This is a genomic window from Chitinophaga sp. NPDC101104, from assembly GCF_050277495.1.
GTDB lineage: Bacteria > Bacteroidota > Bacteroidia > Chitinophagales > Chitinophagaceae > Chitinophaga.
Genome location: NZ_JBNNSF010000001.1, coordinates 760,265 through 772,736, shown reverse-complemented (window position 1 = coordinate 772,736; position 12,472 = coordinate 760,265). Strand labels below are relative to the sequence as shown.

The window sequence follows — 12,472 nt, the reverse complement described above, 5'->3', positions numbered from 1 at the left end:
TTATTAAAAGCAATAAACGGGGATGTAACGTATAATATTATGTGCTTAAATATACTCATTTTATAATGTACAAATTAATATAATATCATCTTCCCGCCCAAAATACGTTGGCCGCGCTCCCTATTGCTCAAGCTGATTTGATAGAAGTAAATCCCAGGGGTCAGTCTTGCTCCCGAACCGGCGGCGCCAGTATTCCATGGTACATCCCCATAACGGCCGTTTGCTGTATTTATTGTGCTTTTGATCTGCTTTACGGCCTGGCCTGAAGATGCAAAGATAGTGATAACCACGTCAACATCCACATCCTGCCAGGGACATTCGATCATGAACCGCACGAATCCCTGCGCCGGGTTCGGATACGTCCACACCGCAGGACCGCCCTCTTCTCCCCCCGCCACCACGAACCGGACCGTCCGGGCCGAGGAATTGTTCCAGGCATCCCAGGCGCGGACGGTCAGGGTATGCGGCCCGGGGGAAAGGCCTGCCATGGGGAATTGTATCGTTCCTTCCTGCCAGGTGCCTGGCGTGGCGGCATAAAATTCATTCAGGACGAAAAACTGGGCATTGTCGTCGAGCACGGCGGTGATGTCGTGCCCCGTGCCGTTGCCCGTTGCGTTGATCCCGGAAATATCCTTCAAACGCAGCAGCAGCGTGGGTGAAGCCGATGTGCGGCCACCGTCCGTAAACCGCGTATTATCCATCCAGGCCCCGATCTCCGGTCCTTCCCGGTCGGGCTGCCCGGTTTCGGCCGTCCCGCGCAGCCGCATGCCCCGCCAGGCGCCGCCCGCGTCTTCGGATTTCCCTTCCGCATAAAACCGCATCACGGCCACTGCAGCGGATTGCGACATGTCTTTCGGCACCAGGAACCCCGCTGAAAAGCGCCCGCCGATCACGGTGTCGCTCCCACGGAACAGCAACCGGTCATCGGCTGCGAACGCCGCCCGCTCGCTGCCGGGGTCGTTGGCGCGGGTGAACCGCTGTCCCGGCGCGTCATGAACGGAAATACGCACCCGGCCATGAAAATCCGTCCGCACGTTCCCATTCCCATCCCTCACACTGCCCGAAAGCCGGTAAAAGCCCAGCGCCTTCAGGGAATCCGCTGCATTGGCGGCTTTTCCGTTCACCGAATCCAGGAAAATCCGCTGCTGCGGGAAAGCGATGGCCATGGCCGGGTCGCCGAGCAGCTGGAATTTACGGTTATTGACGGCGTCGGCCGATTGCGCATACGTAGCGTTTTTGGCACGCATCGCACCTTCGCCGAGGAGCGGCATCTTTCCGGAAGCGCCCGCGCGGAATGCCTCGCGGAAGTAATTGGCATTCATCACTTTATTGGAAGCGGCGAGCACGGCGCGTGTAGTGGTCAGCAGCGCGATCGCTCCGCCATTTTTGCGTAACAGCAACTGCGCGCCCAGCGGATGGACCTCCGGCTGATCGAACGGCGCAAAGTCGCAGGTAGCGGTGATCAGCAGGGGCAACCGATCGGTGTTTTCCCATTGCGCGGCAGACGCTTCGCTGAGAATGGCCTCCTCGGCCAGGCGGGTAGCGCTGCCATGACCGCTGTAATTCCACACCAGGTTGCCGGCGTTCATCCGGTGGCGGACGGCATCGTTCACCGCTGGGTAACGGCTGCCCGAAGAGCCCGCCACCTGGGGATAGGCGTCGAGGTAAATCTTGTTGATGTGGAAGTCTGGCGATTCTCCGGCCACCATGTCCGCTACGGATTCCGCGTCGTCGAAATGGAGATTGGCATCTTCATCGTCTGCCACGAAAGTCAGTTCCTGGCGCCACTCCCCGAAAGAGGCGGGCGATTCGTACCGGATGATCTTATCTACCACCGAAGCCGCCTCTTCCGGAGTCGAAACCGGAAGTCTGCCAACGGCTACGTCGAGGAGGGAACCGTGTTTCGAAATATCGTCGTTATCGTCGAGGAAAGCGTAGAAATCGTCGCTGGGATGGGTGTTGAGGCCGTGCAGCGATGCCGGGCTTTGCCACACCGGCACGCTTTCCGGGGTAGATTTTTTATAGTCGTAGCCGGCGCGCCCCATGAGCAGCACGAACCGCAGGGCTTTGCGGTCGTAGTGCATCTTGAGGAAATCCCGCAGCGCCGAGGGGTCCGCCAATCCGCTGCCGAACTCGTTCCAGACCTGGTCGGTCGTTACGCAGCTGACGCTCAGGCCGGAATGTTCGCGGCGCCATGCGGCGAGTTTTTCGGCCTGGGGCAAGAATGGTTTCGGCGTGACGATGAGCATTTGCGCCGGCGCCTGGCCGTGCAGGTCCTGGTTCGCAACCGGCCCGATGTACGCAGGTTCAGGCAACCCGTCCGGCCGGAAGGCGGCATACTCGCGCAGTACGCCCGCATCGCGCGAGAAGCGTAAGGTATTATTGGAGAATTCCGTTGATAACTGGATAGGCCGCTGCGGATCGGTAACGTCCCAGACCCGGGTGCTGGCATCCGTACCGGCGATCTCGAACCCGGCTGTTTTCCCCGCGCCGAAGCTGCGCGAGTCGCGGAAAAGCAGGGGAGCTTGTCCCGAAAGCATAAGCGGAGCCCGGCCTTCGATGGTAAAAAAGTCCAGCCAGCCCTGTGCACTTGCGTTTCCGGAGAAGGTAACGGTCAGATTAGCGGGGTTGGCGGCTGGGAAGGAACCGTTCACCGTAGTTGCGTATGTATCAAAGATATTACCGGGAACGGGCGGCGGGAAGAGCGTCCCCAGCGCCTGACCGCCTGCTGTGATCGTGAACTTTGCGCCAGACGTGGATCGCGCGGCGAGGCGAACCCGCAACACCACGTCGGTAAGGTTCGCAGGCGTATTCGTGGGGTACGTGCGAACGAGGGCATCTTCCGGGAGCGATGAAAATCGGTCACCCAGCCACTCCTTCCCGCCGGAAAGGATATTGTGCTTATCCTGTTCGAACACGCTGTGGTAATCGTACTCCTTGATATATCCCGTTACCGGAGGGCTGCTGCCGTCTGTAGGGATCCGGAGCCCTCCGGCACCCAGGGTAATAAAATAACAGACCGAATCCGCATACAGGTTGGAGCGGTGCTCCCATTCCCCGGCGGAAAATTGCCGGCGGAGGGGGCCGGGTGCATAAAATAAAATGTAATCGTTGCCGTTTAGAATACCGTCGCCCCCGTCAACGACGGTCACGGCGATTTCGGGGAGATCGTCGGGCCGGGGGATAGCGTTATCTTCCGGGATGATATCGCCGCCGTGGCTGAAGATGCGGACGGAGGAAGCGGGTTTGCCTTCGGCAGGGAGCCCCCAGCGCTGCAGGGCCTGCAGGGGAATGCGGTAGACGCCGGGTTGTGAAACCGAGACTTTCCGCCATTGACCGTCTGCCAGCACCGACCGGGAAGCATACTGCCGTTGCGCCGCCGCATCGAGGGCGGGCAGCAGGCAAATGACCAGGGCCAGGAAGCGGGTTCTCCGGGGGGCGATGCGCATAAGGACGGGAAGCTTGTATCACACAAACCTAATATATATCAGGGAGTTTCACAACGCCCGTTACATGCATCTGTTTACAGATTATTTATTTTTGCTATAAAATAAAAAGAATTACATTTGCGTTTACCTATTTGAATACCTAAATTGTATCGATCAAAAGCTGTTATCGCATGCACAGATTAACCTCCTTATCCTTGATTGTGGGCACCAGCGTGGTAATGTCCATGTCTGCCTGCAGCAAGAACGGCGGCGGCGGGCTGTTCGGGAAGAAGAAGGACGCTTCTTCCGCCACAGGCTGGAATTATAACGACCCCAAGATGGGTGGTTTCTCCGTTGCCAAGAGCAAAGACCAGTTCACTGGTCCGGGACTTGTGTTCGTTCAGGGCGGTACATTCGCCATGGGCGCCACGGAGCAGGATGTGATGGGCGACTGGAACAATATCCCCCGCCGTATTACGGTTTCGTCGTTTTACATCGACGAGAATGAAGTATCCAACGTGAACTACCGCGAGTACCTGTTCTGGCTGAACCGTGTGTACGGAGAATCTTTCCCCGACGTTTACCGCGGCGCTTTGCCCGACTCCCTCGTTTGGCGTAGCGAACTGGCTTACAACGAGCCGCTCGTGGAATATTACTTCCGTCACCCTGCCTATAACGATTACCCGGTGGTAGGCGTTTCCTGGAAACAGGCGACCGATTACGCCAAATGGCGCTCCAACCGTGTAAACGAAAAGCTCCTCATGGACGCCGGCCTTCTTTCCAAGGCAGACATCATGAACCAGGCAGACGATAACACGTTCGATTCCAAAGCCTACATGGCCGGCCTCTACGAAGGTACCCCCGGCAAAATGTCCAAATCCGCAAAGAAACAATTCGCCAATGCCGACGGTTCTCCCCGTGGCGCGCAGTTCGAAGACGGTATCATGCTGCCGAACTACCGCCTGCCCACGGAAGCTGAATGGGAATACGCCGCACTGGGATATATCGGTCAGAACCCCAGTCCTTCCAAGAAAGAAGGCAAACGCGGGGAAGAGCTGATCCTCAACAAACAGATCTACTCCTGGGGCACCAACAATGCCGGCCTGCGCGATATCCGCCGCGGTAACTGGCAAGGTCAGTTCCTGGCGAACTTCAAACGCGGCTCGGGCGACAACATGGGTATGGCCGGCGGTCTGAACGACCGGGCTTCCATCCCCGCTCCCGTTCGTTCCTTCTTCCCCAACAACTTCGGCGTGTATAACATGTCGGGTAACGTGAGCGAATGGGTGAACGACGTGTACAGGCCGTTGACCACCATCGATGGTGACGACTTCAACTACTTCCGTGGTAACAAATTCCAGACGGTATATCAAAACGAGAACAAGGAGTTCGAAAAAGACAGCCTCGGCGTGCTGAAAATGCGCGACGTAACGGATGAAGAATCCGCCAGCCGTCTGAACTACCAGAAAGGCGACGTGATCAACTACCTCGATGGTGACTCCCTGTCGCTCGTGGAATACGGTTATGGCGTCACTACCCTGATCAACGACAAATCCCGTGTGATCAAAGGTGGTAGCTGGAACGACCGTGCCTACTGGCTTTCTCCCGGTACCCGCCGCTACATGCAGGAAGAAATGGCTACCAACACCGTAGGCTTCCGTTGCGCGATGGACCGTGTGGGCAGCCCCGAAGGCAACAAGTTTAAAACGGGTCAGGTTTTCCGCGCCCAGCGCCAGAAACGCTAATCCGCTCTTTTAGCATACAGGAAAGGCTGACCGCATGGTCAGCCTTTTTCATTTATAGTGGACGCAATCCTTATTGCGCATTCCCTGGGCTCCCTGACCTGTAGCGGACGTTGGTTATGCTCATGATGCAGGATAGCCGATGGAAGCGAACTTGCAGTTCTTCCGGCATAAACGAACAAGGCTGACCGAAATGGTCAGCCTTGTTATTTCGCGGGATTGGCGCGGATATTATTACGCGATGGCTTAGCGTTTTTTCGCTTTCGCCTTGGGGGCGGGCTTTGCTTTTACCTTGGCTTTTGCTTTCGGAGCAGGCTTCGGTTTTGCTTTCACTGCTGCTTTTTTAGCTGCGGGCTTCGCTTTGGCGGCGGCTTTCTTCGCCACCGGTTTTGCTTTTACCGCGGCTTTCTTCGCTACTGGCTTTGCTTTGGCTACAGCTTTCTTCGCAACCGGCTTCGCTTTAACGGCTGCTTTCTTGGCCACCGGTTTTGCTTTTACTTTGGCTTTAGCCTTGGGAGCGGGTTTTGCTTTAGCTACGGCTTTCTTCGCTGCCGGTTTCGCTTTAACGGCTGCTTTCTTTGCCACCGGTTTTGCTTTCACTTTGGCTTTGGCTACGGCTTTCTTCGCTACCGGTTTCGCCTTTACAGCTGCTTTTGCCTTCGCTTTGGGAGCGGGTTTTGCTTTAGCGGCGGCTTTTTTCGCTACGGGTTTTGCTTTTGCAGCAGCTTTTTTGGCGGCGGGTTTAGCGGCAGCCTTTTTAGCAGCGGGCTTGGCAGGTGCAGCTTTCGCAGCGGCTTTCTTGGCGGCGGGCTTCGCTTTGGTAGCGGCTTTCGCTTTCGGGGCCGGTTTTGCCTTGGCAGCAGGCTTTTTGGCGGGAGCAGCAGGTTCCGCTTTCTTTTCAGCGGGTGCGGCCGCCTTCTTTTTGGCAGGTGCTTTTTTAGCAGGAGCAGGTGCAGCAGCGGGCGCGGCAGCTTCAGCGGTTGTTTCCGTGGTTGCGGCGGCTGCGGGCTCGGCAGCTTTCTCTTCTTCCAGCTTCACGTCTACCCAACCATCGGTGTGGCCTTCCCAGAGCTCGATGATCTCGCGGGCGTGGTCTCCGTTGTCGGGTTTTGCGATGATGTGGGCGATGTTGCCGTCTTCATCGATGAGGAATGTGGTACGATGGGTACCGTCGTAAGTACGGCCCATGAATGTCTTCTCGCCCCAAACGCCGTAGGCATTCAGGATGTCGTGGCTGGTATCCACGAGAATGGGAAAGGGCAGGTCGTACTTGTCGCTAAATTTCTTGTGGCTCGCCTCGTCATCCTCACTAACGCCGATCACGGCATACCCTCTGCTTAACAGCTGGGAATGGTGATCACGGAGATTGCAGGCCTGGGTTGTACAACCCGGCGTCATGTCGTGCGGGTAAAAATAGAGGATGACTTTCTTTCCTCTGAAATCGGCCAGCGATATGGTGTTACCATGCTGGTCCACGGCGGAAAAGTCGGGGGCGCTTACCCCAGGTTGCAGATGCGTCATGGTTTTACTAGCGTTTAAACGTCAAAGTATATGTGGATGAGTTATTGGCAATGTCCGTCACGGTGAGCTTAAGGGTATGCGTACCCGGAGGGCAATGCTTATCAAAATTATAAGAAACTACGTTACTTTTTCGCGAAAAGCGCAACCATTTTCCGTCGAGTTCCGCGCGGTAGGATTTCACCCCGCTGCCGTCGCTCATACTGAACGCGATTCGCCCGGCTCCTCCCAGGTTGGCGTTTTGCCTGATACCGCCCAGCGGCGTGATTTTCGGAGGAATGGTATCGACCACCAGTTGAAAATCCCCCAGGTCCCGCGAGCTGCCGCGATACCATCCGTCTTCCTCCGCCGTGGCCGCCGTCACACTTTCCCCGAAACCTTTCCGCTCCAGCACCATCTTATCCTTCAAATGCGCCGGCACCGCGCGCGTGGGCTTTATCCGCAGGCTGAACCCTGCATGCAGCGGCACGAGCGCGGAATGCAAACGGTAAATGTTCGAATATCCGCTACCCGCCGCGATCTCCGAATACCGGAAACAAACCTCGTCGTACAGCGAACCTTCGTCCAGGCTGAACTCCACCTGGTTGTTCTCGAAAATGTTCATCGATTCGGGGAACATCCGGTTGGCACAGGCCGCTTCGGCCGTCTTACCGCCGCTCTGCTGCAGCGAAATCTTCACATCGGAAGCGTTGCCGTAAGCGTCGGTTACGCGGACGGTCACCGGGTGCGCCTGCCCGTCAGACAGGTCGATCACACCATCTTCTCCCGCCTTGTCGTGGTAAATATCGAGCTGGTTGCCGGGGAGCGCGAACAGCAGCTGCACGTACGGTCCGCCGCCTTTCTTCATTTTGTAATCGATATGCGCGTTGAGGTAGCGCGTTTCTTCGTACCCGATGTTATCGAGCTGGAAACCCAGGTCCAGCGCCCCGTCGCGGAGCAGCATGGCTTCGTAGATGCCGTTGGGGTTGGGGGAATTGGACTGCCGGTCGAGCGCGCTCACGCCCAGGCTCACCCTGCTCGTGGGGACCTGTACGAGCGGCCGGCTGGCGGCGTATTTCCCGTCTTTTCCCATATGGACCGGCACTACCACGGGCGTTTGCTCGAAGATGCTCCGGTTGCGGTCGTACACCACGATGCGGGAGATTTCCGGGTCGCGGGTGTCGGGGATATTGAAACCGAAGAGCATGCCGTTGAGGGGCTTTTCGGTGTGGGAATCGCGGATCTCGAAATGGAGGTGCGGGCCTGCGGAGCCGCCCGTATTCCCGCTCCAGGCCACGAATTCCCCTTTTTTAACGGGGAAAAGGTCTGGGGGAATGGTGAGGTCTGCCGCCCAGCTTTCGAGCTCATATTGTTTGCGCTCCACGTATTCGTCGAGCTGCGGGAAGAATTTATTGAGGTGGGCGTATACCGTTGTGTAACCGTTGGGATGCGTGATGTAGAGCACGTTCCCGAAGCCGGTGTGCGACACGCCGACGCGGCTCACATAGCCGTCGGCAGCGGCGTGAACGGGGAGGTTCTCGCGCTGCTGGGTCTTGAGGTCCAGCCCGGAATGGAAGTGATTGGGGCGCAATTCGCCGAAGTTGCCGGCGAGTTCCATGGGTACGTTCAACGGGTTCCTGAAATAACCTTTCGGGTAGTGTTTCTCCGGCATCGACTGCGCCTGCACGAATTGCGGGAGCATGAGCAAGAGGGCGATCGATCTTTTCATCCTGCAAATGTAAGGGTTAAAGGAGAGCCTGAATACGGCAATCCATGATTGACAGCGAATTAACATTTTTTTTGCCAACAACTGTGCCCTTTTCCTTAATTTCCATTTACCAAAACCAATCTGTTTTATGAGCTATCCGATACAAGAGATCCAGGGCATAGGGCCCAACTTCGCAGGAAAACTGAAAGGCATCGGTATCGACACCGTGGCAAAACTGCTGGAAGACGGGCAGGCCAAAAGCGGCCGTTCCCGCATCGCGGAATCTACCGGCATTCCGGAAACTTTGATCCTCACATGGGTGAACCATGCAGACCTGATGCGGTTAAACGGCGTGGGCGACCAGTTCGCCGAGCTGCTCGAAGCCGCCGGTGTAGATACCGTGAAGGAACTGCGGAACCGCAACGCCGAAAACCTCCACGCCAAGGTGACCGAACTGAACCAGCTGAAGAACCTCAGCGGCCGGGCGCCCTCGCTGTCGGAGATCCAATCGATGATCGACCAGGCGCGCGACCTGGAGCCGGCTATAACTTATTAATTCAGCGATCCACAAAAAAACAAGGGCGGAGATCATTCCCCGCCCTTGTTTTATTTTACGAACGTCAACCTGCAAACAAAAAGGAGCGCTTTGCACGGTCCTTTTTTATGTGTCACAATCCTTTACGGATCTCATCGATTAATTCCACGAACCTCCGGTCCGTACGTATCTCCGGATTCCAGGCGAGCCCCATTTCGCAGAGGTCGTATTCCTTGCGGATGGTGGCGCCGGGCTTGCCGTCTTCCGTTCCCATAAGCCACACCGTGTCAGACACGGCCGCGGCGTTTTCGATGTCGTGGCTCACCACGATGAGGGTATTTTCTTCGTGCAGCGTCGAAACTTTCAGCAGCAGCGCTATCACCCGGTCGATCATGAGAATGTCCAGCCCGGAGAAAGGCTCGTCGAGCAAAATGAACCGGTTGCCGGTAAGCACCTGCTGGATGATGGACACCCGCTGCCGCTGGCCGCCGCTCAATTGCGCGGGGTATTTTTTGAGATGGTCCATCAGCTCGAAAGTGGTGGCGTAATCTTCGATGATCCGCTTTTTCTCGGCATCGCTCAGCGCCACGCCGGAATGGTCGAGGCCGATGCGGAGGTTCTGGTAGATGGTCCGGTGCTGGAACAGGATGTAGTTCTGCGGCACGATACCCACCTGGCCGGCCTGCACGGGATGCTGGTCTGCCCCGATGCGGACGGTCCCCTGCGTGGGAGGCACCAGCCCGGAAAGCACCTTGAACAGCTGCGTCTTGCCCAGGCCGCTCCGCCCGATGAGCGCCACTACCTGGCCCTGCTCCACGCCCTCGCGGTGAATGTTGTGGATCTTGAAGTTAATGTCGCGGAGGATCACTTTTTCGCCATACTGCAAATGAATATTCTCCGCGCTCAGCAGCAAATGGCTTTTCGAATATGCGTTCATCAGCGTGTTTGCAGTTTGGTGTAAGGGAATAACCAGTGGCGGAAAAGCCCCAGTATGTAATCGAATGCCATCCCGAGCAGGAAGATGATCACCAGCAGCCCGAACACCACATCCAGCTGAACGTATTTATTCGCCTTGATGAGCATCACGCCCAGCCCCCCCTCGCTCATGCTCAAGCCTTCTACAGACGTGATCATCAGCCAGGCGATGGCGAAGTTCTGCCGCATCACTTCGAACACCTGGTCCAGCCGCCCCACGATGATCACCTCCCAGAGCGTTTGCCAGCTGTTCATCCGCAGGGTGGTACACAACTCGTATTCCTGTTTGTTGATCCCGTCGATGACAGACAGCAGCGAGGTCACGAAAAACGGTACGATCCCGAAAATCAGCAGGCTGATCTTCAACTGATGCCCGTTCTGCGTGAGGAGCGTGAACAGGAAAATGAGCCCCGTGAGGGTGAGGTACCGGCATTTGATGACGAACCTGGCCAATGGCTGGAAAAACGGGACGATCGATAAATAACTGATCACCAGGGCGATGAGGATCGAAATCGTCATACCCTTGACCGTCAGCACCAGACTGGCGAACAGGTTGTCGATAAAATCGGGCATGACGAAAATGCGGCCGATGGCGGAAATCACTTTATCCGGCGTGGGGATGAGCCCTCCGCCCGACAGTTGCCACGCCACCAGCGCCACTACCGCTTCGGCCACGATTAGGAACACCATGGTCCGCGGGTTAATGGTGCGCAGCGGTTCGAATATGTTTTTAAGCTTGTTCAATACGGAATGTTTTGGAGGATGAAAATCCCCGGGCCGGCAAGCCCGCCCGGGGAAAAAGTCCGTTAGTTACCCAGCACGATCTGCACGCGGCGGTTCTTCGCGCGGCCTTCGGCGGTAGCGTTGGTGGTTTCCGGTTTGGACGCACCGAAGCCTTTGGATTCCAGCCTGTTGGCCGCGAGCCCCTTGGCCTGGAGGTATGCCACTACGGAAGCGGCGCGCTCGTTAGACAGCTTCAGGTTGGCTTCGTCGCTGCCCACATTGTCGGTATGGCCATACACGCCCAGCTTCAGCCCCTCCGCCACTACGGCGCTTTTCAGGATATCGTCGAGCACGGCGTAGGATTCCGGGCGGATCACGGCGCTGCCGGTCTCGAACTGCACCTGCACCGATTTGGACGATACTTCCTTCGTGATCGCTTCCGCATATTCTACCTTGATCGCCGCGCCGGTCAGCAGTTCGGGATGGTTGCTCACCACGCTGGCGAGGAACGATTTGTCGACTACCTTGTTGTACACCGGGTACGCAGGCACCAGCTCGGGGTACATTTTCACGAGGATGTCGCCGAAGGTGCCGTACACGATCTTGTAACGGTCGAGCTTGTCGTCGCCCAGGCCGAACATGTTGGCGGCGTCCGCGAGGTTATAGGCCATGGAACCGCCGAGGTGCAGCTTGGTGCCCTGTGCGTCGGTTTCTTCCACACCGTTGTAATATTTCAGCCAGTACGCACCGTCCTGCTCGTTGTACACCTTGGCGGACACGTCGGCCGCAAAAGCCTTGGCATCGTTGAAGGAGCGCACCTGGTCGCCGGCCTGTGCCAGCGCCATGATGAGGTTCTCGATGTCGGTACGGTGGTCGTTCGCGTACTTCTTGATGGTGATCGTGATGTTCGGCATCTGTGCGGCATACTCGCGGGTAGTGGCGATGTTGATCAGGCCGCCCTTTTTCTGCGCGATGTTCACGTCGCCCGGCGTCCAGGTGGCAACACCGTCTACACCCACCGTCGTGTCTTTGGCTACTTTCTTGCCGTTCTCCACGAACTTGCGCGTTTCGCTGTACCCGGCGATGTATTTGTTGGCCGCATCGAGGAAGTCGTTGGCGGCGATGAGGTTGATAGCGTTGCGGTCGAACGAGGTTTCGTCGGGGTTCACGCGGATACCGTTGTCGCCCGCCCATTTCACGAGGATATTCATGTCGCCGTCGCGGAGCACGCAGGCCACGGTTTTACCGATAGCCGCCTTGGGATTGAGTTTCCATTCGGCTGGGCCCATCAGTTTATCTTCGCCGTAGCTTTTACCCATGGAGTAAAAGGCGATGGGCTGATATTCGGGACCGAGGGGCTCGAGCTCCTTCGCCAGTGCGGCAAAGAACATCGGCATGCCATCACCCATGAACGACGCGAATACGCCGGGGGTGTTGGGGTCGGATTTGTAATCCTGCGCAAACTTCACCATATCGGCGATGGATTTGTTGCAATCGTCTTGCCGGATGACGTCCACTTCCAGTTTCGCTTTGTCGATCAGGGAGTTTTTCGTCGTTTTGGGGCCGCCGTTGGCATACATGAGCGCAAACTGCGAGTTCCACGCCATGATCTTCCACTGGATGCGGGTACCGCCGTTGCCGGCCACTTCGGCCGAAGGCAGCTCCAGCTTGGCAGCGTTGCCGCTGAGCGACGCTTCGGGCGCATCGGGGAGGTTCACCTTACCGATTTCGGTGGCGGCTTTCGCTTCCTGGGGGCGCTTGTCCCACCAGAATACTTTACCGGCGTACAGACCGCCGAGGAGAATAAGGATACCTAATACTTTACCACCAGGTTTTACTTTCATTGCCATTGTAGGGATGTTTT

The 12,472-nt window shown here is 57.1% G+C and carries 8 protein-coding genes; 2 read left to right on the top strand and 6 right to left on the bottom strand.

Annotated features, from left to right (window positions below; translation table 11 throughout):
* Window positions 1-74 precede the first annotated feature (74 nt).
* Entirely contained in the window at window positions 75-3,449 is a 3,375-nt protein-coding gene (gene porU, locus ACQKLP_RS03315; protein WP_427320038.1) for a type IX secretion system sortase PorU, read from the bottom strand.
* Between the two features lie 170 nt (window positions 3,450-3,619).
* On the opposite strand from porU, the gene ACQKLP_RS03310 reads away from it, so the two are divergent.
* Window positions 3,620-5,173 (top strand): SUMF1/EgtB/PvdO family nonheme iron enzyme, encoded by a 1,554-nt coding sequence (locus tag ACQKLP_RS03310; RefSeq protein WP_427320036.1) that lies wholly within the window; start codon window positions 3,620-3,622, stop codon window positions 5,171-5,173.
* A gap of 243 nt (window positions 5,174-5,416) precedes the next feature.
* On the opposite strand, the gene bcp is transcribed toward ACQKLP_RS03310, so the two are convergent.
* Both bcp and ACQKLP_RS03300 read right to left on the bottom strand, forming a co-directional pair.
* Window positions 5,417-6,691: a thioredoxin-dependent thiol peroxidase gene (gene bcp, locus ACQKLP_RS03305; protein ID WP_427320034.1), complete on the bottom strand. Its 1,275-nt coding sequence runs from the start codon at window positions 6,689-6,691 to the stop codon at window positions 5,417-5,419.
* A 7-nt stretch (window positions 6,692-6,698) separates the two neighbouring features.
* Window positions 6,699-8,396, bottom strand: a complete 1,698-nt coding sequence (locus ACQKLP_RS03300) for a peptidoglycan DD-metalloendopeptidase family protein (protein WP_427320032.1) — start codon at window positions 8,394-8,396, stop codon at window positions 6,699-6,701.
* A 127-nt stretch (window positions 8,397-8,523) separates the two neighbouring features.
* On the opposite strand from ACQKLP_RS03300, the gene ACQKLP_RS03295 reads away from it, so the two are divergent.
* Window positions 8,524-8,931, top strand: coding sequence for a DUF4332 domain-containing protein (locus ACQKLP_RS03295; protein WP_427320030.1), 408 nt, complete (start codon window positions 8,524-8,526; stop codon window positions 8,929-8,931).
* Window positions 8,932-9,043: 112 nt separating this feature from the next.
* Here the strand turns inward: ACQKLP_RS03295 and ACQKLP_RS03290 are convergent, their stop codons facing one another.
* From ACQKLP_RS03290 to ACQKLP_RS03280, 3 genes are all read right to left on the bottom strand, one after another.
* A complete protein-coding gene (locus ACQKLP_RS03290) occupies window positions 9,044-9,847 on the bottom strand; it encodes an ABC transporter ATP-binding protein (protein ID WP_427320028.1) in 804 nt (267 codons plus the stop codon).
* Window positions 9,847-10,629 (bottom strand): ABC transporter permease, encoded by a 783-nt coding sequence (locus tag ACQKLP_RS03285; protein ID WP_427320026.1) that lies wholly within the window; start codon window positions 10,627-10,629, stop codon window positions 9,847-9,849. The genes ACQKLP_RS03290 and ACQKLP_RS03285 overlap by 1 nt, the downstream gene beginning before the upstream one ends.
* Before the next feature lie 62 nt (window positions 10,630-10,691).
* Window positions 10,692-12,458 (bottom strand): OmpA family protein, encoded by a 1,767-nt coding sequence (locus ACQKLP_RS03280; protein WP_427320024.1) that lies wholly within the window; start codon window positions 12,456-12,458, stop codon window positions 10,692-10,694.
* Window positions 12,459-12,472: the final 14 nt, after the last annotated feature.